19 protein-coding genes and 1 tRNA gene are annotated in these 20890 nt (G+C 62.2%); 15 read left to right on the top strand and 5 right to left on the bottom strand.

Features of this window, described 5'->3' with window-relative positions:
* Positions 1-11 precede the first annotated feature (11 nt).
* The 9 genes from ybgC (at position 12) to FAZ69_RS07025 (ending at position 7642) form a co-directional block, all read left to right on the top strand.
* Positions 12-491: a tol-pal system-associated acyl-CoA thioesterase gene (gene ybgC / locus FAZ69_RS07065; protein ID WP_136893235.1), complete on the top strand. Its 480-nt coding sequence runs from the start codon at positions 12-14 to the stop codon at positions 489-491.
* Positions 492-644: 153 nt separating this feature from the next.
* Complete coding sequence (gene tolQ, locus FAZ69_RS07060; protein ID WP_136893234.1) at positions 645-1322, top strand: protein TolQ; 678 nt, start codon at positions 645-647, stop codon at positions 1320-1322.
* 10 nt (positions 1323-1332) lie between these two features.
* A complete protein-coding gene (gene tolR / locus FAZ69_RS07055; protein ID WP_136893233.1) occupies positions 1333-1782 on the top strand; it encodes a protein TolR in 450 nt (149 codons plus the stop codon).
* Positions 1779-2789, top strand: coding sequence for a cell envelope integrity protein TolA (gene tolA / locus FAZ69_RS07050; protein ID WP_136893232.1), 1011 nt, complete (start codon positions 1779-1781; stop codon positions 2787-2789). The genes tolR and tolA overlap by 4 nt, the downstream gene beginning before the upstream one ends.
* Positions 2790-2915: 126 nt before the next feature.
* Positions 2916-4208, top strand: coding sequence for a Tol-Pal system beta propeller repeat protein TolB (gene tolB / locus FAZ69_RS07045; RefSeq protein ID WP_136893231.1), 1293 nt, complete (start codon positions 2916-2918; stop codon positions 4206-4208).
* A gap of 19 nt (positions 4209-4227) precedes the next feature.
* Complete coding sequence (gene pal / locus FAZ69_RS07040) at positions 4228-4737, top strand: peptidoglycan-associated lipoprotein Pal (RefSeq protein WP_136893230.1); 510 nt, start codon at positions 4228-4230, stop codon at positions 4735-4737.
* Positions 4738-4752: 15 nt separating this feature from the next.
* A complete protein-coding gene (gene ybgF, locus FAZ69_RS07035; RefSeq protein WP_136893229.1) occupies positions 4753-5502 on the top strand; it encodes a tol-pal system protein YbgF in 750 nt (249 codons plus the stop codon).
* 193 nt (positions 5503-5695) lie between these two features.
* Positions 5696-5771, top strand: a tRNA-Lys gene (locus FAZ69_RS07030).
* A gap of 413 nt (positions 5772-6184) precedes the next feature.
* Entirely contained in the window at positions 6185-7642 is a 1458-nt protein-coding gene (locus tag FAZ69_RS07025) for a sensor histidine kinase (protein ID WP_136893228.1), read from the top strand.
* Here the strand turns inward: FAZ69_RS07025 and FAZ69_RS07020 are convergent.
* Positions 7639-8136 (bottom strand): acyl-CoA thioesterase, encoded by a 498-nt coding sequence (locus FAZ69_RS07020; RefSeq protein ID WP_136893227.1) that lies wholly within the window; start codon positions 8134-8136, stop codon positions 7639-7641. The genes FAZ69_RS07025 and FAZ69_RS07020 overlap by 4 nt on opposite strands.
* Before the next feature lie 266 nt (positions 8137-8402).
* On the opposite strand from FAZ69_RS07020, the gene FAZ69_RS07015 reads away from it, so the two are divergent.
* Positions 8403-9362: a response regulator gene (locus tag FAZ69_RS07015; protein ID WP_136893226.1), complete on the top strand. Its 960-nt coding sequence runs from the start codon at positions 8403-8405 to the stop codon at positions 9360-9362.
* Between the two features lie 244 nt (positions 9363-9606).
* Positions 9607-10890 carry an alpha-hydroxyketone-type quorum-sensing autoinducer synthase gene (cqsA, locus tag FAZ69_RS07010; protein ID WP_136893225.1) on the top strand — a complete coding sequence of 428 codons (1284 nt, stop codon included), beginning with the start codon at positions 9607-9609 and terminating at the stop codon, positions 10888-10890.
* A 28-nt stretch (positions 10891-10918) separates the two neighbouring features.
* Here cqsA and FAZ69_RS07005 read toward each other — a convergent pair whose 3' ends face one another.
* Both FAZ69_RS07005 and FAZ69_RS07000 read right to left on the bottom strand, forming a co-directional pair.
* The gene (locus FAZ69_RS07005) at positions 10919-11947 is read right to left on the bottom strand and encodes a response regulator (protein ID WP_240702130.1); all 1029 of its coding nucleotides are present in this window, start codon (positions 11945-11947) and stop codon (positions 10919-10921) included.
* Positions 11948-11949: 2 nt separating this feature from the next.
* Entirely contained in the window at positions 11950-13293 is a 1344-nt protein-coding gene (locus FAZ69_RS07000; RefSeq protein ID WP_240702129.1) for a sensor histidine kinase, read from the bottom strand.
* A gap of 519 nt (positions 13294-13812) precedes the next feature.
* On the opposite strand from FAZ69_RS07000, the gene FAZ69_RS06995 reads away from it, so the two are divergent.
* Entirely contained in the window at positions 13813-14127 is a 315-nt protein-coding gene (locus FAZ69_RS06995; RefSeq protein WP_136893223.1) for a hypothetical protein, read from the top strand.
* Positions 14128-14179: 52 nt separating this feature from the next.
* Here FAZ69_RS06995 and FAZ69_RS06990 read toward each other — a convergent pair whose 3' ends face one another.
* Positions 14180-15244 (bottom strand): aldose epimerase family protein, encoded by a 1065-nt coding sequence (locus FAZ69_RS06990; RefSeq protein WP_136893222.1) that lies wholly within the window; start codon positions 15242-15244, stop codon positions 14180-14182.
* A gap of 55 nt (positions 15245-15299) precedes the next feature.
* Complete coding sequence (locus FAZ69_RS06985) at positions 15300-16511, bottom strand: XylR family transcriptional regulator (RefSeq protein ID WP_136893221.1); 1212 nt, start codon at positions 16509-16511, stop codon at positions 15300-15302.
* A 326-nt stretch (positions 16512-16837) separates the two neighbouring features.
* Here FAZ69_RS06985 and xylA point away from each other — a divergent pair, with 326 nt between their 5' ends.
* From xylA to xylF, 3 genes are all read left to right on the top strand, one after another.
* Positions 16838-18160, top strand: coding sequence for a xylose isomerase (xylA, locus tag FAZ69_RS06980; RefSeq protein WP_136893220.1), 1323 nt, complete (start codon positions 16838-16840; stop codon positions 18158-18160).
* Positions 18161-18211: 51 nt separating this feature from the next.
* On the top strand, positions 18212-19693 hold the full coding sequence (gene xylB / locus FAZ69_RS06975; RefSeq protein ID WP_136893219.1) for a xylulokinase: 1482 nt from the start codon (positions 18212-18214) through the stop codon (positions 19691-19693).
* A 156-nt stretch (positions 19694-19849) separates the two neighbouring features.
* Positions 19850-20878, top strand: coding sequence for a D-xylose ABC transporter substrate-binding protein (xylF, locus tag FAZ69_RS06970; protein WP_136893218.1), 1029 nt, complete (start codon positions 19850-19852; stop codon positions 20876-20878).
* Positions 20879-20890 lie beyond the last annotated feature (12 nt).

Here is a 20890-nt window from a genome sequence, read left to right as displayed (position 1 = left end):
GTTCCGGTAAAATGCCGGGCATGAAACTGACCACCAGCCGTTCTGGAGCGGAAATCGGCTTCACGTGGCCGATCCGCGTGTATTACGAAGATACCGACGCAGGCGGCATCGTCTTCTACGCGAACTACCTGAAGTATTTCGAGCGCGCGCGCACCGAATGGCTGCGCGCGTGCGGCGTCGACCAAAGCCGGCTCGCCGGTGAGGACGGCGTGATTTTCGTTGTCAAGAGCACGACGCTCGACTATCAAGCGCCCGCCCGCCTCGATGACATCGTGACGATCGCGAGCCGCATCGAGCGCATCGGGCGCGCGTCCGTCGAGTTCGTGCAAGAAGCCTGGCGCGACGACGTGCTGCTCGCGACGGGCCAGATTCGTGTCGGCTGCGTCGATCGCGGCGCACTGCGGCCCGCCCCGATTCCTGCGCCGGTGCTTGCCGCGCTGCGGCGCGGACCGGGCGCCGACGCTGCGCACGTGTCAACGGCAAGTGCATAAACACCGTTGAGACACTGCCAATGAACTTGTGTCGCCCTCGCCCATACTAAGCATGGTTCAGCGGGTGGCCGCGAACACTTTAGAGTCCCCGACTGAAAACCTGAAAAAGCCTTGCAGCCGGACGCCCCATTCGGGACGTCAAAGCAAACCTCTATGAACAACGCACAAGATCTTTCGATCATTTCCCTGGTTCTCAACGCGAGCGTGCTCGCGCAGGCCGTGATGGCCCTGCTGCTGCTGCTCTCGCTGATGTCGTGGACTTTCATCTTTCGCAAGTGGTTTGCGATTCGCCGCGCACGCGCGCAAACTGAACGTTTCGAACGCGACTTCTGGTCGGGCGGCGACCTGCAGGCGCTCTACCAGAGCGCCGCGAACAACCGTCACACGATCGGTGCACTCGAACGCATTTTCGAGTCCGGCATGCGCGAGTTCCTGAAAGGCAAGGAAAAACGCCTGAACGATCCCGGTGCGATCCTCGACGGCGCACGCCGCGCGATGCGCGCCGCGTTCCAGCGCGAGATGGACGTGCTCGAGGCCAACCTGGCGTTTCTCGCGTCCGTCGGCTCGGTCAGCCCGTATATTGGTCTGTTCGGTACGGTGTGGGGGATCATGAACGCCTTCCGCGGCCTCGCCAACGTGCAGCAGGCGACGCTCGCCAACGTCGCGCCCGGCATCGCCGAAGCGCTGACCGCCACCGCGATCGGCCTGTTCGCCGCGATCCCGGCGGTGGTTGCCTATAACCGCTACGCGCACGACATCGATCGCCTCGCGATCCGCTTCGAGACGTTCATCGAAGAGTTCTCGAACATTCTGCAGCGCCAGGCGCATTAAGGAGTACTCGATGGCCGGCTCCACCAACCGTTCCAGCATGCGCGGCGGCCGCTCGCGCCGCGCGATGGCCGACATCAACGTCGTACCTTACATCGACGTGATGCTGGTGCTGCTCGTCATCTTCATGGTGACGGCGCCACTCGTGGCCCCCTCGATCGTGAACCTGCCGTCCGTCGGCGGCGCGGCCCCGCAGCAGCAGACACCGCCCGTCGTCGTCAACATCCGTGCCGACGGCAAGATGAGTGTCAAATACAAGGACGACTCGGGCGCGACGCAACAGGAAGACATGACGCGAGCCGACCTCAACAGCTTCGTCACCGATCGAGAGCAGTCGCATCCCGACCAGCCGGTCGTGATCGCCGCCGACAAGACCGTGCAGTACGAAACCGTCATGAACGTGATGTCCGACCTGAAGACACGCGGCGTGAAGCGCGTGGGCTTGCTGGTCAAATCGCAATGAACCGGAAGAAGTCCGTTTATCCATTCCAGCCGCCGCGCGAGCGCGGCACATGGCGAGCGTTCGGACTCGCCGCGCTGATGCACGTCCTGCTCGGGCTGTTTCTCTATCACGGCATCCATTGGCAGAACAGCACACCCTCCGGCGCCGAAGCCGAGCTGTGGACCGAGATTCCGAATCAGCCGGCGCCCGCCCCGGTCGAGACGCCGCCCGTGAAGGTCGCGCCCGCGCCGCCGGTGAAGGACGAGCAAGCCGATATCGCGCTGCAGGAAAAGAAGCGTCAGCAGCAAGAAGCAGCGGCAAAAGCGGCGTTGCTCGCCGAGCAGCAGCGTCTGAAGCTGCAGGCCCAGCAAGAAGCCGAAGCCAAGCGGCAGCAGCAGCTGGCCGAACAGCAAGCGGCGCAGCTCGCTGCGCAGAAGGCAGCGGCGGAGAAGCTGAAGCAACAGCAGGCCCAGGCCGAGAAGCTCAAGCAACAACAGCTGGCCGAGCAGCAAAAGCTGAAACAGCAGCAGCTCGAGCAGCAGAAAGCCGCGCAGCAGGCGCAGCTCGAAGCGCAGCAGAAGGCTGATGCCGACAAAGCCGCGAAGGCCAAGCAGCTGGCGCAGCAGCAGGCAGCCGCCAAGAAGCAGTTGGATCAGGAACGGCGTACGCGTCTTGCGCAGCTGCAAGGCTTGGCGGGCGATAGTCCGACCGGCAACGGGCTCGCGAAAAGCGGCACCGGCAGCGGATCGGGTGGCACGGCGGCGTCGCCAGGGTATGCGGACAAAGTGAAGCGCCGGGTGCGTCCGAACATCGTGTGGGCGGGTGACACAGACGGCCTCGAAACTGTCATTGCGGTACGCTGCTCGCCGACCGGCACGCTGCTGTCCGCGACGGTCCAGCGCCCGAGCAGCAATCCCCAGTGGGACGCCGCGGCGCTGCGCGCGGTCCAGCGCTCGGACCCGATGCCGCTCGACACGGACGGCCGCGCGCCTGCGAGCTTCACGATCACCATGCGGCCAGCGGACTGATCGGGGCCCGCCCCCCCCTGTCCCGCCTGAGCGGGGGGAACGGCCCGGGAACGATTCGAAGGTTTGCCGGTCTCTCTGCTGTTGTGCAGTGGTTGTTACATATCGTTATTCGGGAATTGATCAAGTATGAGTTTGATGACGAAGCTAGGCCTGAGAACACTTGTGGCGTCGTGCCTGATTACGGCGGGCGCTTCCGCCCACGCCCAACTCAATGTCCTCGTGACGGGCGTCGGTTCCACCCAGTTTCCGATCGCCACGGCGAATTTCGCCAGCGAAGTGAATTCCCCCCAGCAGATCAGCACGATCGTGCGCCAGGATCTGGCCCGCAGCGGCAAATTCACGAACGTCGATGCCGGTAGCGCGCCCGTATCCGAAACCGATTCCGTCGATCTAGGCAGCTGGAAGGCCAAGGGCGCCGACGCGTTCGTGTCGGGCAGCGTCACGCGCCTCGCAAACGGCCAGTACGAAGTCCGCTTCAAGCTCTACGACACGGTCAAGCAGCAAAGCCTCGGCGGCCTGTCGCTCGTGAGCCCGGAAAGCGGCCTGCGGATGAGCGCGCACAAGATCGCCGACTACATCTACCAGCAGTTGCTCGGCTCGCGCGGCGTGTTCGCGACACGCCTGTCGTATGTGATCAAGAGCGGCAACAAGTATCTTCTGCAGATTTCCGACTCCGACGGCCAGAACGCGCAATCCGCTCTGACGAGCCCCGAGCCGATCATCTCGCCCGCCTGGTCGCCCAGCGGCACGAAGGTCGCGTACGTCTCGTTCGAAAAGAAAAAGCCGATCGTCTACATCCACGACCTGCCGACGGGCCGCCGCGTCATCGTCTCCGATCAGAAGGGCAACAACAGCGCGCCGGCCTGGTCGCCTGACGGCAACACGCTCGCGGTCGCGCTTTCGCGTACCGGCAATACGCAAATCTTCGCAGTCAACGCCGACGGAAGCGGCCTGCGGCGCCTGACGCAAGGCAGCTCCATCGATACCGAACCTTGTTACTCACCTGACGGACAGTCGATCTACTTCACGAGCGACCGCGGCGGCCAGCCTCAGATCTACAAGATGCCGGCCCAAGGCGAAAACGCCGGCGCGGCGCAGCGCGTGACCTTCAACGGCAACTACAACACGAGCCCGCGCATCAGCGCCGACGGCAAGCAGCTCGCGTACATCTCGCGAGTGGGCGGCGCCTTCAAGCTGTACGTCCAGGACCTGCAGAGCGGCGTGGCAACGGCGCTCACCGACACGACACATGACGAATCGCCGAGCTTCGCGGCGAATGGTCAGTACATTCTTTACGCCACTCAGGTGAACGGCCGTGGCGTGTTGGCCGCAGTATCGACCGACGGTCGGACGCGGCAGGTCCTGTCCGTTCAGGGCGGCAGCGTGCGCGAGCCGTCCTGGGGCCCGTTTATGCAATGACACACAAGGAGAGTAATCAATGATGTCCAAACTTCGTATGGCGTTTGCCGTGTTGCTGGTCGGTGCATTGGCTGCATGCCATTCCGGCGTTAAGCTGAACGAGAATCCGAATCAGGGCGGCGCGGTCAGCACCCAGCCGAACCCGAACGCAGTGGCGCCGGTAGTGGTCGACGAGTTGAACAACCCGAACAGCCCGCTCGCCAAGCGCAGCGTCTACTTCGATTTCGACAGCTATTCGGTGAAGGACGAGTACCAGTCGCTGCTGCAAGTGCACGCGAACTACCTGAAGAGCCACCCGGACCGTCACGTCCTGATCCAGGGCAACACCGACGAGCGCGGCACGAGCGAGTACAACCTGGCTCTCGGCCAGAAGCGTGCTGAAGCCGTGCGTCGCGCGCTGTCGACGCTCGGCGTGCAGGATTCGCAAATGGAAGCCGTGAGCCTCGGCAAGGAAAAGCCGCTGGCGACCGGTCATGACGAAGCGTCGTGGGCGCAGAACCGCCGCGCGGACCTCGTCTATCAACAGTAACGGATGACTAGGCGTATGACGCACCGTTTCCCCTGGCTGCGGATTGCCGCAGCCGTATGCGTGGCCGGCTCGGCGCTTGTCGCGGCGCCGGCGCACGCGGGTTTGTTCGATGACGATCAGGCGCGCCAGGCGATCCTCGATCTTCGCAGCAAGACCGACAGTCTTGCGAGCCAGCTCTCGGCCGCCCAGCGCTCTATCCTCGACCAGCAAAACCGGCTCGACCAGCTCAACCAGCAGGTCGCCACGCTGCGCGGACAGAACGAGGACCTGACGAACCAGGTCGCAACCCTGCAAAAGCAGCAAAAGGACTACTACACCGATCTCGACACGCGCCTCAAGAAGTTCGAGCCGCAGCAGCAGACGGTGGACGGCGTCCAGGGCACGGTGCAGCCGGGTGAAACGGAAGCGTTCAACGCCGCGTCGCAGCAGTTCCGCAGCGGCGACTTCAAGAGCGCGGCCGCGTCGTTCCGCGACTTCATTCAGAAGTATCCGCAAAGCCCCTACCAGCCGACCGCGCAATACTGGCTCGGCAACGCGCTGTATGCACTGCGCGACTACAAGGGCTCGACGGCCACCTGGCAGAGCGTCGTGAAGAACTACCCGCAGCACCCGCGTGCGCCCGAAGCGCTGCTGGCAATCGCAAACAATCAGCTGGAACAAGGCCAGAAGGCGGCTGCCCGCAAGACTTTGCAGCAGATCGTCGACCAGTACGGTTCGTCGGACGTCGCACAGACGGCACAAAGCAAGCTGTCGCAAATCAAATAAACGAAGCCGTTATGACCGTTATGCGCGTGTGGCCTGGCTGATGCAGCCGGTACACACAAGCGCGCCTCTCGCGAGAAAGCCCGGAGCAGTCGATGCTTCGGGCTTTCTTTTTTGCGGCCGTGGACGCGCGCCGTACGCTGAGCCGCTAGCTCTTGACAAAGCCATGATTACGTCGTTATAATTTTGCCTCTTTGGGTCGTTAGCTCAGCTGGTAGAGCAGCGGACTTTTAATCCGTTGGTCACAGGTTCGAATCCCGTACGGCCTACCAAAACAAAGAAGCGAAAAAGCCCGGTCAACGCGACCGGGCTTTTTGCTTTTGAGCTCCGCACAAGCATCATCGCCCGCCAAATCCTACGATTTGGATTTTGGCGAATCGAATCACTTGGTCGCATGCAAAACGAACCGGGAATAATATCGATCAACCGCCGATTACCCTGCTTTGTGTCGCCGCTTTCAGGACAACACGACGCTAGAGAGCGGGCTCTAGACAAACCCGACTACCTAAAAGCGATGGCCGCGGTTAATCGAATATCTGGCAAAATTCGTGATTCCCGAAGGTATTCGGACATTCCGTCGCAATATATCGGGCGCATAACGCAATTTGAAATTTCCCGATTTTCCGGCTGCCGACTTAAGCGGCGACGCCCATCACCTTAAGCAGCGAAACGCGAAACGAGCATCATGTATGTGATCCTGCCTGCGTTCGTATCGGCGATGTTCCTGGGGTTCGGCCTGTATGTGCTGCTGACCGAGGGCATCACGCGCTTGTCCGTGCCGTTCGCGTTGATGTGCATGACCACGTTCGCTTGGCAGGGAACATGGGCTTTCCTGTTCCAGACCTCCAGCCCCGAACTAGCGCATGTGCTCGTCAAGTCGGGCTATCTTTTCATCCTGTTTCTGCCGACCACCTTTTATCACTTCGTAACCGAAGTCGCGGAGCGGCGGCGGGAGCGGCCGCTGCTGATCGCCTCCTACGCGCTGAGCCTTGTCCTGGCCATATTGCTGCTGACCACTGGCGACGTAGTGGCCGGTTTCGGAAGGTACTTTTTCGGCGACTACCCGAAGGCCGGGACGCTGCATCCCGTACACGTCCTGCAGACCCTGTTGCTCGCCGCGAGAAGCGGCTGGCTGCTGCTTGCGGCGAGGCGTCACGCCCGGGTCCGCGAGAAACGCAGGCGCCTCGATCTCTGTCTGCTCAGCCTTTGCGTGTATTCGCTCGCGGCCGCCGACTACGCAGTGAACTACGGCTACGTCTTCTATCCGCCGGGCGCCATTTTCATCGCGACGAGCCTTGGCATTCTTGCCGTAACCATCATCCGCTACGGCTTGATGCGCCCGTTCCTGCTTGCGGCGACAGTCGCGCACGAAGTGACCACACCACTCGCGACGATCGGCCTGCATGCCGAGGAACTCGCCCGTGCTCTGCCCGAGGTGTTGCACGGGTATCAGTTGGCCGTCAAACACCGGCTATGCGCCGATAACCTCTACCCCGGCCAATCCGAGCGGCTCGCCAGCCTCGCGGCGGCGATCCGGCGTCAGGTCGACAGCACTAGCGCGGTAGTCGAGATGTCCCTCGCATCGTTCACGCTGGACCGCCTGGACCGCGAAAGCGTCGCCCCCCATTCGATCCGCCATTGCGTCGATACGGCACTGGACCGCTTCCCGTTCGCGCCGGGCGAGAAGAGCCGGGTGTCCGTGGCGCCGATCGATCCGTCGCTGCACTTTTCGGGCTCCGACTCGCTGATCGTCTTCGTCATCTTCAATTTGCTGAAGAACGCGCTGTATGCGATCAAGACGACCGGCGTGGGCAAGATCGCGATCAGCGCCCATCGCGAAGGAAATTTCTGCGTGCTGCGCTTTTCCGATAGCGGCCCAGGCATTGCACCCGACGTGCTGCCGCACATATTCGATGCTTTCTATTCGACCAAATCGCATGGACGCGGCGCGGGCATGGGGCTCGCATTTTGCCGCCGGGTGGCGGAAATGCTCGGTGGAAGCATTTCATGCGAGTCCTCGCCTGGCGTGCAAACCACCTTCACGCTGCGATTGCCGGTGCCCAAATCGGAGGCGGACCGCGCGCCGCGCGATCCGCCAGGCGAATCCCGGCGCTCACGCGCCGGACGGGACTACGTCAGCTAGTTCGCGAGCGACGGCATCGTCACCTCATATTCCTTGACGCGCTCGATGATTCCGGGCGGGAAACGCCGGATCCGCTTATCCGTGCCTGCGAACAGAATCTGCTGGTAACCCAGCGACACGGGTTTTCCGTCCACGCAGAAGCGAAACAAGAGATACGCCGAGCACTGCCGGACCTGGAACGTGTTGAGATAGCAATCGACACGCTGAAAAGGAAAGGTCTCCCGCACATATTCCTGGTGAGCGCGCTTCGTCACGAACGTGCCGCCGGCGGCGAGCAGGTTGTTATGAATGCACTCGTGAAACCAACGCTCCCGGCACACCCCCTGCCATTCGAAATAACGCGCGAAATAAGTGTTCATGAACGCATTCGAGTCCTTGAGGTAAATATCGATTACATGGTGGAAGGTTTTCTGTGGAGGGGTCTCCAAAACTTCCCCCGAAAACAGTTCGGTCCCGAGGGAAAGCATTTGGGGGATGGCATCTCGCATGAACATGGAAAACTCCGGAGCAGAAATGGCCGCAGGCGGCGGCCTCGCATTCCACCGTTAAATGGAGGAATGCCCCATTCTGTTCTGCCTGCATGCCGCCCCAATGCCCCTCGACGCGAGGCTGCGCTCATGCGATTGAACGCGCCGCGAGGCGTGTGCGGCACAAAGCCGCCAACAGTTGCGAACTCCACGAGTATCACCAGATAATCTGACTCATCCGATCATTTCGCTCAAGCGGGCGCCATGCGTTCGTTACATTCTTCGGGGCACTTATGACTTTCTTTGTCAGACAGCCGGTGTTTTACCCTGTGTCCGTCGTTTTCCTAGACGATAATCCCGACTTCCTGAATGCACTTCGCGGACTTTTTCCTGACGGCCGCACGAACCGTTTTTTTACGAAACCCCAAGCGGCCCTGAGTTTCATGTCGGCCCGCCATCACGAACAGCTGCGCCGCATGCCGAGCCTGGGTTTTTCCGATTTCGAGCAAAACGGCACAACCGCCATCGGACAAGACGTACTGATCGACGATTCGCGGTTTGAGGAGGTGGCGGCGATCGTGGTGGACTACGAAATGCCGGAGATGAACGGTATCGAATTCCTTTCGTCGATCAACAACGTCGCCTGCACAAAGATATTGCTTACGGGGATCGCAGGAGACTCCGAAGCGGTAGACGCCTTCAACTCGGGGCTGATCGATTTCTACTTGAAAAAATCCGATCCGCGGATGGCCGAAAAACTCGCCGCCTATCTCGCGGATGCCCAAACCAAGCACTGCGTCGCGAGGGGCCACATCAGCCTTCACAGTGTCGGCGCCACGTACTGCGATCCGACAACGGTGGCGGTATTGAATGAAATCGTGACGCGTGAACGCATTGCCGAGTACTACTGGCGTCCCGAGCAAAACGCGATCCTGATGTTCGACTTTGCCGGCAATCCAAGCATTTTTCTCGCGTGGGGCAACGCCGACTGGTTGTTCCAGTGCGACATCGTGACTGACGAAGGTGGGCCTGCCACGCTCCGGCAGGAAATGGAGGCGCGTCGAATCATGCCGCTATTTTGGCCACTTCAGGCATATCGACACGGAATGACCAATATGCGATCTGCATCGCCAATCCCCATTCCCGGGCGTAGCGACGCTTTCTATAGCTGGACCAGACTCGATTCGTCTGGACCCAAGCCGGAACCACTTACGTTTGCGAGGTGGAGAGAAAACCGAGACGTCGATCGATGAGCGGATATCGGCATGCTCGGGCAATGCCACGCATGCCGCGATGAATCGTAGTTTCGACTGACATCTCAATAGTCAACCGTGACGAACACACGGCCGCCAGCCAGTTAAGTCAAGTCGATACTCCAAGCATTCGCGATGTCGCAATCGAAATTTTATTAACCCGTATTTGGACTGCCCCCCTCAGAGGCTCACTATCAAAACGCTGCATGCACTCGGCATACAGCCAATTGAAAGGAGCCAAAGAATGAAAGATTTAATCGAACAACACGCGGGGCAATACATTTCCACGACGCCGCTTCCGGCCTTCGTTGCCGCGAGAGTCGCGCGATATTATCGAGAGCGGGTTCAGGAAACCTGGGCTGGCGGTCATATCATGAAGGGACGCATCCCCGGTACGGATGCCCTCCACTTGTCGAGCAACGACTATCTTTCGATTGCCAAGCACCCCGAGATTCTGCGGGCGATGTATGAAAGCATTTGCGAAAACGGTAACGGCTTGTTGATGTCGGCCATTTTCCTGCACGGGGAGTGCCCTCTGCTGCAATTCGAAAAGCGGCTTGCCTGTTTCATGGGCGCCGAGTCCGGCGTTCTTTGCCAGTCCGGATACGCAGCGAACACGGGCCTGATTCAATCCATCGCATCGCCAAGCACCCCTGTCTATACGGACATGATGGCGCACATGTCGCTTTGGGAGGGTATTCGCAGTGCGGGCGCAACCGCTGTCGGCTTCGTCCATAACGACGCCGAGCATCTTGAGCGGCAGATCTGTCGCAACGGGCCCGGTGTCGTCGTGGTGGACTCGGTGTACAGCACGAACGGCAGCGTTTGCCCGCTAGTCGATGTCGCCGATGTCTGCGCAGCGCACGGTTGCGTGCTCGTCGTTGACGAGTCTCACTCCTTGGGGACGCATGGCCCGAAGGGGAGCGGTCTTATCGTAGAGTTGGGACTTGCAGATCGCGTGCACTTTCGCACTGCGAGTCTCGCAAAGGCGTTCGCTGGACGGGCCGGCTTCATAGCCTGCTCCCGCGAATTTCAAGAGTATTTCAAGTTCGAATCCAATCCGGCGATCTTCAGCTCGACGCTGCTTCCGCACGAAATCACAGGGCTCGACGCCACGCTCAGCGTGATCGAGCGTGAGCACTGGCGGCGGACCAAGGTTGCGGAAAACGCGAAGTACCTACGCGACAGCTTGAGTGAACTCGGGTACAACCTCAACGGCAGCCAGAGCCAGATCATTGCGCTCGAGGCCGGCACCGAGCAGCGAACCATCGTCCTACGCGATGCGCTCGAATCCCGCGGGATTTTCGGCTCGGTCTTTTGCGCGCCGGCTACCGCCAAGAATCGCGCGCTGATTCGCCTATCGATCAATGCGACGTTGTCGGCGCAGGAGCTTGAAAAAATCGTCCGCGTCTGCGGTGAGATCCGGCAGCAGGTGGAGCTGGATAAATGGCCGTCGACACGCCGTATGGTCGACAGGCCTCCCGTGCGTAAACAAAGTGGTCGTGAGGTTGTAAGCATGGCCGCCTGATCGCGAAGTCCATGGCTGTTAGTGGGGTTCACAGCTGTGAACCCCACTTTGCAGGCGATCCCCCGTCGAGCACCTCCAGATAGTCCTCGTAGGAAAAAATCGCGTCGAGGTCGAAGCCGGCCGGTTTCTTGACGACGGCATACACATAGCGGCGCTCCCCCTGAAACACGGTTGCCGAGTGCATATAGCTCTTCCATGCCGTGCCGTCTGTCGGATAGTGGCCGTCTGTCCGCCAGAAATAGGGAACGCTACGATGGCTATCGAGCTCCGCCAGGAAATCCACCGAAGCGCCCAGCTCCATCGCGATTTCCCGCACGCTGCGCAACGTCTCGTCTGAATGGACGATCAGCAAGTACGCTGCGCCAAGGCCGTCGAGCATCAGCAACCCGTTAGGCCGGTACGACAAGTAACGCTCGACGATGCCCAACTCGCGGAAGATTTCCGTCACCCGCGCAGCGAATTGCGAGTCCTTGAGAAACGCGTACTCCGTGCCCGTCAGCGTGTCGAGCACGGTTTGACACACCTTGTCGAAATAGGCGTTTTGCATCTCCCCGATCGCGCGGTTGAGGGCAGGAATCGCGTCGACATCATGCTTGCGTATGAATCGATCAATCAGGCCTTCGTTGAAGCTTTTGACAGCAACGTGTTCGTTTGCCTTGCCAGTCAGGATGATCTTCCGGACCGCAGGGTTCTCGATGCGCCGGCAAAACTCCAGGCCGTTCATTTCGGGCATGTCATAGTCGACCACCACCACCGAGGTCGAATCGAACCGCCGTGCGTTGTGAACCTGCCGCCCAATCGCCTCGAAACTCATTGCGATCACGTGATGCGCATCGTTGCCGTCAGCTCGGTCGTGGTACGTGGAAAAAAGCGGTTGGCACTTTTGTGCAGCAGACGAAGAAGAATCGTTCAGCACTTTCAGAGCCTGAGAAGGCGAATTGAAGAGCCGGAAAGCCAGTTGCGAGTCGAGTTGGAGGGTGAGGTTGGCGAGAAACGTCTCGCTGTCGTCGACAAAACCAACCGTCGTCGGAAAAAAGAAAGGTTTGATCGTGTCCATCGTCATGGCTGAGGAAAGGTAAGCACAAATTCGGTGTACTCGCCCTTGACCGACGAGCACGCTATGGTTCCACCCAACCCTCGCATGACGTCGTGGCAAAACGCCAGCCCGATACCAGCACCGAGCGCGACGTCGTCATTGAAGGTCGAGGAGGTGTAAAAGCGAGTGAAGATGTGAGGCAATGCCTCCGGGGCGATGCCCACGCCCGAGTCGCGGAAAATCAGGCAATTGGTACGAATCGAGGCTGCAAACCGTATCGATATCTCAGCGTGCCCGATGCCGCCGATTCCTCGCAGGGCGTTCTTCAGCAGGTTGAACAGCACATGCACCATCAGCATTTCCGAACCCTGGAACGCGAAGTCCGTGCCGGGATCGCACCAAACGCGTGAGCGCTCCTGCTCCCTGAACGGATAGCGTTCGAGCGCTTGTTGTACGCACCGAGCCATCGAACATAGGGTTGAATTGGGCGGACACCCCCCCGTGAACCGTGCATTCGCGAGCAACATGTCGATCATGGTGTTCGAATGCAGCGCTTCTTGTTCGATCCGCTCAAGGACGCCCTGCATCGATTGCAAATGGGTGCCTCGAATCTTTGGGACATCGAGCCCCCGATCTTTGGCAAGCGCGTAACTGTCGATCAGAAGCGGAAGATAGCGAGTCAGCCCGGCAGCCCCGACGCGAATCGCAAGCAAAGGCGTGCGCAATTCATGGGCGACGCTTCCGGCAGTGGCTAGCATCGCGCGCTCCTGCTCGAAGCGGATTCGCTCCTTGTCATAATTTGCGATGGCGCCGATGGCTATCGCAAACGAAAAAATGGCCAATTGCGCGAGATAAGACGTTACGGGTACGGCTGGAGTGGTAGTCAAACAATATGCAAGCACAGCCAGGCCGATCCCTACGGCAAAGTGGAGCAGCAGCATGAACCAGTCCAATAGCAGGACCATCACGAACACCGCAATCAGCGCGCTTTCCACCCATACCTCCGAGCCGTTATTCTTTAGCAGCATGAAGGTAAAGAAGAATGGAAGCGCATAGAGCAGCGCGATATACCAATAGTACGGCAAGTATTTTTGTGAGGCGGCAGGCCAGCGCCGAGGAAAGAGAATCGGGACAAAAAGCGCCGACCCGATGAGCCGCAAAGTGAGATTTTCGTACGGTTGCGGAAAGAGAGAGTGCCAAACGTAGTAGTAAAGCGGAAATCCGACGATCGCCACCACGGCGAACGGCGGAAGGCGCCGCGCGAAATAATGCATATTGAGTAATGCGGGACCGAAGGCCTGAATCAGGCGTGACCTTGCCCAAACACCCGTGCGCGTCATCCACGACAAAACTTTCGGTACACTCATGAGATTCGATTCATCAGCAGCTGAATTTGATTTGCATACTGCGGAGTCATTGCAATCCCAGCCGTCGGAAAAGGCATCGCCAACCACAGCTTGACGAATCGAACAAACCCATTTTCAGTCTCCGTTGAATGATGGTGATTTTCGCTTTTCTACTTCACCCTATAGCCTGCCATAAAACCATCAAAAAGTGCAGTCAAGTAAATCAAGGCTATTTGATGCATTAATTTCGGAACAAATATCAAAATAAATGGCCCAATGCCGCAAGCAAGGGACTGCGGAATCCGGACACAAGCGCTCCAGCCATCTGCCAAGCAGCGGAAAAGAAAGCAAAATGCAAGGTTTTGGCCAGCAACGCAAGCTAACAAATGCTTGCATTGTGCGTCGCACCATACAGCCCGTTTTCCGCTACTATTGAGAACAGGACGCAACTTCTCCAGACCGCAAAGGGCACCTCCAGGGGTGCGTTCGTCGTGTCTGCTGCCCGCGCGCCAATCGGCGCAAAGACAAGGAGAAATTTCCATGTTCGACGCCGAAATCGCAGCCACGCTTCTCAACCGTTGGATTGGCCAGTCATCGACCACCGAGCTGGGGGCTTACCTCGACCTGCTGCGCGAGGGCAACCTCGATTTCGTTCATCAATCGGGTCGCGTGGAGGACGCGGCAGATGGCGGCACGTTCAATATCGAGTCGCTGGTTTTCGTCGACGGCTCGCGCACGTTGCGCATCAAAGCCCCCGATCTCGCGCCGCACTGGACGCGGTGGACGGCGGTCGAGCCCCCCCCGGCCTTCAACCCCGAGGCCGTGGTGTCGCGCCTGCCGTTCACCTCGTGCTGAACGCCCTTTCTTCGCCGCGACGGCGCGGCGCTTTGCTAGCGCGAGCCTGCGCTCAAGCGCCACTCCGCACATCCACGCGATAACGCGTCGCCTGCCGGTAGCGCACGCCGGGGCGCACGACCACCCGCTCCTGCTCAGCCGTGTTGACCTCGTTGGGAAAGGCGCCCGCTTCCAGGCATAGCCCGGCGTGACGCTGGTAGGTCACGCCGTTGCGCCCGCCGACGCCCTGCAGGTAATTGCCCGTGTAGAACTGGAGACCACGCTGGTCGGTGAAGACCGTCAATTCCCTTCCGCTTGCCGGATCGTACAGGCAGGCCGCCTGCCGGACGCCGTCCTGCGCCGAACGGTTCAGCACGTAGCAGTGATCGAAGCCCCCGGCTTGCACCAGCTGCGCGTGCGGCCAGTCGAGCCGCGCGCCGATCGGCGCACCCTGCCGGAAATCGAAGGCGTTGCCCGAGACTTCCGCGAACCGGGTCGGGATCAGCGCGGCGTCGACTTCGAGAAACGCGTCGGCATCGATCGTCATCATGTGGCCGCGGATATCGGCGCCCGCCTCGCCCGTCAGGTTGAAGTAGGCGTGGTTCGTGAGGTTGAGCGGCGTCGGCGCATCGGCGATCGCCTCGTAGTCGATCGACAGCGTGCCGTCGTCGTCGAGCGCATAGCGCACCTGCACTGAGACGCTCCCCGGGAAACCGGCATCCCCCTCGGGTGACTCGAGCGTCATCACGAGCGCGCCGTTGTCTTCCTCCGCATTCCAGATCGCGCGATGAAAACCGCTCGCGCCGCCGTGCAGCAGGTTCTCGCCTTCGTTGCGATCGAGCGTGTACTCGATGCCGTCGAGCACGAACCGCGCGCCGGCGATGCGGTTCGCCCAGCGGCCGACGATCGCGCCCATGTAGGCCATCGCCGTAAAGTAGTCCGCCGGCGTGTCGTGGCCGAGCAGGATGTCGCCGAGCCGGCCGGCGCGATCGGGCGCATGCCACGAGACGAGCGTCGCGCCCAGGTCGCTGATCGCGACCTTCATCCCTTGCGCGTTGCGCAGCGTGAACAGGCGGACCGCGTCGCCGCCGGGCAAGACGCCCCAAGGTTCCGAAGACAGTCGTGCGATGCTGATCATAGGTTGGGATGGCAGAGGTAAAAGAGTGGAAAAGCGGGTGGAAAAAGCGCGCCGCTCACTGCGGCGTCGCCGACGGGCTCACGCGCTCCTGATACTCGCGCGGCGTGCAGCCGAGCTCGCGCTTGAACACCGCGTACATATATTGCAGAGACGTGAAGCCGCAGCGGATCGCCACCTCCGCGCTCGACGCATCTCGCTTGGCGAGCAGCGCCTTCGCGGCATCGAGCTTGTGGCGCAGGATCTCCTGGTGCACCGTGCATTGCAGCTCGCGCCGGAAATACTCTTCGAGCGACGAGCGCGACACGCCGACGTAATCCGCCACCTGCTCGGTCTTGATGCCCTGGCACGCGTACTGGCGGATGAAGTGCCGCGCGCGCATCACATAGGGGCTCGCCAGCGGCTCGTGCTTGGTCGATTCGAGCACATTGATGCCCACCGGCGGCACGAGGATCCGCGTTCCGGGAAAGCGCGCTCCGCGCAGCATCTGATGCAGCAGGTGCGCCGCCGTGCGCCCCATCTCCTCGGTCCCCTGGATCACCGACGACAGCGGAATGCGCGTCAACGTGCGCGTGAGCGGATCGTTGTCGATGCCGATGATCGCGACCTGCTCCGGCACCGGCGTGCCCGAGGTCAGACAGGCCTGCAGCAGCTGCCGGGCGCGGGCGTCCGTGACCGCGATGATGCCCACCGGCTTCTCCAGCGTTGCGAGCCAGGCGGTGAGGCGCTCGATCGCTTCGTTCCAGGCCGGTGCGCTCGTTGGCAAGCCGCGGTAGATCTCGGCTTCGTGACCGTCCGCGGCGCGCAGGCGCTGGAACGCGAGCTCGCGCTGCTGCGCCCAGCGGTTTTCCGGCGCTTCGGGCAGGCTGTAGAGCGCGAAGTTCGAGAGCCCCGCGCCGATCAGATGCGTGTAAGCAAGCGAGACGAGCTTGGCATTGTCGGTCGCGATGTAGGGCAGATCGGGAGGGTAATCAGCCGCGTCCTCGTACGACGAGCCCACCGCGACGACCGGCAGCGGGCAATCGCGCAGCGCCTCGCAGACGGCTGGGTCGTCGAAGTCGGCGATGATGCCGTCGCCCGCGAAACGCTCGATGCCCGCGAGCCGGCAGCGGAAGTCTTCTTCGAGAAAAAGGTCCCACGCCACGCGCGTCGACAGAAGGTAGTTCCCGATGCCGGTGATGATCTCGCGGTCATACACCTTGTTCGCGTTGAAGAGCAACGCGATGCGATGCGGCGTGAGCGGCGTCTGAGGGGCGGGCGGGCGGGTCATCGAGTTATTTTAGGCCCCGAACCGCGCCGCTGTGCCTGCGATCTCAGGCAAGCGGTGAGAAACATCACGGCCGCTGCGCAATTTCGCAATTGCCGGTGCACACCCCGCGCTGGCAGCATGGCTTCACCTTGCGGACCCGCGTGCCCAAGCGGCGCGGGTTGCAGCGCAACATAACAAAGTAACGTGAACAGCCGCCACGCTCTCTGCTTGCTGTGCATGGGGCCGGAGTAAGCGCTGAAGCACTAACTCCGGCCGACACGCTGCCCCCCGAGGGGGCGGTCAGTACGCTTGGGGCGGCCCGGCGCGTACTAACAAAGGAGACGCACATGTCCTACTTCGAACACATTCCGGCGATCCGCTACGAGGGTCCGCAATCGGAGAACGCGCTGGCGTTCCGCCACTACGACAAGACCAAGCGCGTGCTCGGCAAGACGCTCGAAGAGCATTTGCGCATCGCCGTCTGCTATTGGCACACGTTCTGCTGGCCGGGCAGCGACATCTTCGGGCAAGGGACTTTCCATCGTCCGTGGCATCAGCCCGGCGACGCGATGGAACGCGCGCAGATGAAGGCCGATGCGGCGTTCGAATTCTTCACGAAGCTCGGCACGCCCTACTACACGTTCCACGACACCGACGTCGCGCCCGAGGGCACGAGTCTCAAACACTACCGCGAGAACTTCTCGCGGATGGTCGACTATCTCGAGAAGAAGCAGCAGGACACGGGCGTCAAGCTCCTGTGGGGCACGGCGAACCTGTTCTCGCATCCGCGCTACGCGGCCGGTGCCGCGACCAATCCGAACCCGGAAGTGTTCGCCTATGCGGCGACGCAGGTCTGTCACGCGCTCGACGCAACACAGCGTCTAGGCGGCGAGAACTACGTGCTGTGGGGCGGCCGCGAGGGCTACGAGACGCCGCTCAACACAGACCTCGCGCGCGAGCGAGAGCAGCTCGCGCGCTTCCTGAACATGGTGGCCGAGCACAAGCAGAAGATCGGCTTCAAGGGCATGCTGCTGATCGAGCCGAAACCGCAGGAGCCGACCAAGCATCAATACGACTACGACGTCGCCACGGTGCACGGCTTTCTCACGCAATACGGCCTGCAGAACGAATTCCGCCTCAACATCGAGGCAAACCACGCGACGCTCGCCGGCCACTCGTTCCATCACGAGATCGCGACGGCGTTCGCGCTCGGCGTCTTCGGCAGCGTCGACGCCAATCGCGGCGATCCGCAAAACGGCTGGGACACCGACCAGTTCCCGAACAGCGTCGAGGAGCTGACGCTCGCGTTCTACGAGATACTGCGGCACGGCGGCTTCACCACGGGCGGCATGAACTTCGATGCGAAAGTGCGGCGTCAGAGCGTCGATCCGGAAGATCTCTTCTACGGCCACGTCGGCGCCATCGACAATCTCGCGCTCGCGCTCGAACGCGCCGCCGCGCTCGTCGAGAACGACCGGCTCGAGCAGTTCAAGCAGCAGCGCTATGCGGGCTGGGATACGGAGTTCGGACGCAAGATCCTGTCGGGCGGCTACACGCTCGCGACGCTCTCCTCCGACGCGGCCGCGCGCGGCCTGAATCCGCAGCACGCGAGCGGCCAGCAGGAGCGGCTAGAGAACGTCGTGAACCGGACGATCTACGGCGCGCGCTGACGCAGCCTGCACGGCGGCGCCCAAGGAAGACGCGAACAAAAGGACGGAGACATGTTCATCGGTATCGACCTCGGCACCTCGGGCGTCAAGGCCGTGCTGCTCGATCGCGACGGCCGCGTGCGCGGCAGCGCGACGCGCTCGCTCGCGGTCAGCCGGCCGCAGCCGCGCTGGTCCGAGCAGGCGCCGGAAGACTGGTGGAGCGCCACGGCGGAGGCGCTGGCCGCTTTGCTCGGCGAAGCGCGCTCGCAAGGCATCGGCGCCACGCAGATCGAAGCGCTGGGACTCACCGGCCAGATGCATGGCGCGACCCTGCTCGATGCGCAAGGCGGCGTGCTGCGCCCCGCGATCCTCTGGAACGACGGACGCTGCGACGCCGAATGCCACGAGCTCGAAAGCGCGGCGCCTGAGTTGCGCGCCGTGGCGGGCAATCTCGCGATGCCCGGCTTCACCGCGCCGAAGCTGCTGTGGGTCCGCAAGCATGAGCCGGAAATCTTCGCGCGCATCGCCCGCGTCCTGCTGCCCAAGGACTACCTGCGCTACCGCCTGACCGGCGGCTTCGCCACCGATCCGTCGGATGCGGCCGGCACGCTCTGGCTCGACGTCGCCAAGCGCGGCTACAGCGATACGCTGCTGGCCGCCTGCGGCTTGTCGCGCGAGCAGATGCCCGCCGTCTTCGAAGGCAATCAAGTGACCGGCATGCTCAAGCCCGAGCTCGCACGCGAATGGGGACTGCGCGAGATCCCGGTCGTCGCGGGCGGCGGCGACAACGCGGCGGGCGCGGTCGGCGTCGGCATCGTGCGCACCGGGCAGGCGATGCTGTCGCTCGGCACCTCGGGCGTCTACTTCGCGGTCTCCGACGGTTTCCTCGCGAACCCGGCCTCCGCCGTCCACAGCTTCTGCCATGCGCTGCCGCAGACCTGGCACTTGATGTCGGTGATGCTCAACGCGGCAGGCTGCCTCGATTTCACCGCGCAGCTCACGGGCTACGCCGATGTCGCCGCGCTGCTCGCCGATGCCGAGGCGAACGCGGCGCGCACCCGCCGCCCGTGGTTCCTGCCCTACCTGTCGGGCGAGCGCACGCCGCACAACAACGTCAACGCGAAGGGCGTCTTCCACGGCCTCGCGCCCGACACGATCCGCCCCGACCTCGCGAACGCCACGCTCGAAGGCGTCGGCTTCGCCTTGCTCGACGGCATGGACGCGCTGCACGCGGCGGGCCTCGTGCCCGACGACATCTCGTTGATCGGCGGCGGCTCGCGCAGCGTGTACTGGACGCAGATGCTCGCCGACCTCTTCGGCCGGCCGCTGACGCTGCGCGCCGGCGGCGAAGTCGGCCCGGCGCTCGGCGCGGCGCGCCTCGCGCATCTCGCGCTGGAGCCGTCAGCCTCGCTCGATGCGATCTGTCCAACGCCCGAAATCGTCGCCGTGCGCGAGCCGGACGCCGCGCGTCACGCGTGGTATCGCGACGAGCGGCGTCCGACGTTCGGCGCGCTCTATCGTGCGCTCGAACCGGTGTTCGCCGCGAACGCATAGACGCAGCACGCAGCCTCACGACAACAACAAACGAGCGGCCATATGAGCCGCATCACCTATCAGTAATCCTGTGCAGTCGATTCCGCGAGCGGCGTGTCTCGCCACGCCGCTCGACACATCCGGCCTTACCGCCATACAAGACAAAAGGAGTGAGACATGAAATTTTCCAAGCGCCGTTCCGTCCTGAGTTCGCTCGTCTGTGGAGCGATGCTCGCCACCCTGTCGCTGGCCGCGCCGCTCGCGCACGCCAGCAAGGATCGCCCCGAGATCGGCTTTTGCATCGACGACTTGCGCGTCGAGCGCTGGTCGCGCGACCGCGACTACTTCGTCGCCGCCGCCGAGAAGCTCGGCGCGAAGGTCTCCGTGCAATCGGCCGACGCGAGCGAAGCACGCCAGATCTCGCAGATCGAGAACCTGATCTCGCGCGGCGTCGACGTGATCGTGATCGTGCCGTTCAACTCGAAGACACTCGGCAACGTCATCGCCGAAGCGAAGAAGGCCGGCATCAAGGTGATCTCCTACGACCGGCTGATCCTCGACTCCGATGTCGACGCCTACATCTCGTTCGACAACAAGAAGGTCGGCGAGCTGCAGGCCCAGGGCGTCTACAGCGCGCAGCCGAAGGGCAACTACTTCCTGCTTGGCGGCGCGCCGACCGACAACAACGCGAAGATGCTGCGCGAAGGCCAGCTCGAAGTGCTCAAGCCCGCAATCGACCGCGGCGACATCAAGATCGTCGGCCAGCAGTGGGTGCCGGAGTGGAGCGCATCGACGGCGCTGCGCATCGTCGAGGACGCGCTCACGGCGAACAGCAACAAGATCGATGCGATCGTCGCCTCGAACGACGGCACCGCGGGCGGCGCGATCCAGGCGCTCGCCGCGCAGCATCTGGCGGGCAAGGTGCCGGTCTCGGGCCAGGACGCGGACCTCGCGGCCGTGAAGCGCGTCGTGGCGGGTACGCAGACGATGACCGTCTACAAGCCGCTCAAGCTGATCGCGGGCGAAGCCGCCAAGCTCGCGGTCCAGCTCGCGAAGGGCGAGAAGCCGGCGTACAACGCGCAGTACGACAACGGCAAGAAGAAGGTCGACACGATCCTGCTTCAGCCCACGCTGCTCACGAAGAGCAATGTCGACGTCGTCGTGAAGGACGGCTTCTATACGCAGGCGCAGCTCACGAGCCAATAAGCGATCCCGCGC

Origin of the sequence: Trinickia terrae, from assembly GCF_005144415.1 — a bacterium.
Lineage (GTDB): Bacteria > Pseudomonadota > Gammaproteobacteria > Burkholderiales > Burkholderiaceae > Trinickia_A > Trinickia_A terrae.
Note: the sequence above shows the minus strand (reverse complement) of the source record. Positions and strands in the feature narration are given on the sequence as shown.

Bases quoted from the DNA above. Each gene is read 5' to 3' on its own strand.
- pal (WP_136893230.1), top strand. From the start codon at position 4,228: ATGATGTCCAAACTTCGTATGGCGTTTGCCGTGTTGCTGGTCGGTGCA.
- FAZ69_RS07020 (WP_136893227.1), bottom strand. From the start codon at position 8,136: ATGTTCATGCGAGATGCCATCCCCCAAATGCTTTCCCTCGGGACCGAA.
- xylF (WP_136893218.1), top strand. From the start codon at position 19,850: ATGAAATTTTCCAAGCGCCGTTCCGTCCTGAGTTCGCTCGTCTGTGGA.
- FAZ69_RS07005 (WP_240702130.1), bottom strand. From the start codon at position 11,947: ATGGACACGATCAAACCTTTCTTTTTTCCGACGACGGTTGGTTTTGTC.
- ybgC (WP_136893235.1), top strand. From the start codon at position 12: ATGCCGGGCATGAAACTGACCACCAGCCGTTCTGGAGCGGAAATCGGC.
- xylB (WP_136893219.1), top strand. From the start codon at position 18,212: ATGTTCATCGGTATCGACCTCGGCACCTCGGGCGTCAAGGCCGTGCTG.
- FAZ69_RS06995 (WP_136893223.1), top strand. From the start codon at position 13,813: ATGTTCGACGCCGAAATCGCAGCCACGCTTCTCAACCGTTGGATTGGC.
- cqsA (WP_136893225.1), top strand. From the start codon at position 9,607: ATGAAAGATTTAATCGAACAACACGCGGGGCAATACATTTCCACGACG.
- xylA (WP_136893220.1), top strand. From the start codon at position 16,838: ATGTCCTACTTCGAACACATTCCGGCGATCCGCTACGAGGGTCCGCAA.
- FAZ69_RS07000 (WP_240702129.1), bottom strand. From the start codon at position 13,293: ATGAGTGTACCGAAAGTTTTGTCGTGGATGACGCGCACGGGTGTTTGG.
- tolQ (WP_136893234.1), top strand. From the start codon at position 645: ATGAACAACGCACAAGATCTTTCGATCATTTCCCTGGTTCTCAACGCG.
- FAZ69_RS07025 (WP_136893228.1), top strand. From the start codon at position 6,185: ATGTATGTGATCCTGCCTGCGTTCGTATCGGCGATGTTCCTGGGGTTC.
- ybgF (WP_136893229.1), top strand. From the start codon at position 4,753: ATGACGCACCGTTTCCCCTGGCTGCGGATTGCCGCAGCCGTATGCGTG.
- FAZ69_RS07015 (WP_136893226.1), top strand. From the start codon at position 8,403: ATGACTTTCTTTGTCAGACAGCCGGTGTTTTACCCTGTGTCCGTCGTT.
- tolB (WP_136893231.1), top strand. From the start codon at position 2,916: ATGAGTTTGATGACGAAGCTAGGCCTGAGAACACTTGTGGCGTCGTGC.
- tolA (WP_136893232.1), top strand. From the start codon at position 1,779: ATGAACCGGAAGAAGTCCGTTTATCCATTCCAGCCGCCGCGCGAGCGC.
- tolR (WP_136893233.1), top strand. From the start codon at position 1,333: ATGGCCGGCTCCACCAACCGTTCCAGCATGCGCGGCGGCCGCTCGCGC.
- FAZ69_RS06990 (WP_136893222.1), bottom strand. From the start codon at position 15,244: ATGATCAGCATCGCACGACTGTCTTCGGAACCTTGGGGCGTCTTGCCC.
- FAZ69_RS06985 (WP_136893221.1), bottom strand. From the start codon at position 16,511: ATGACCCGCCCGCCCGCCCCTCAGACGCCGCTCACGCCGCATCGCATC.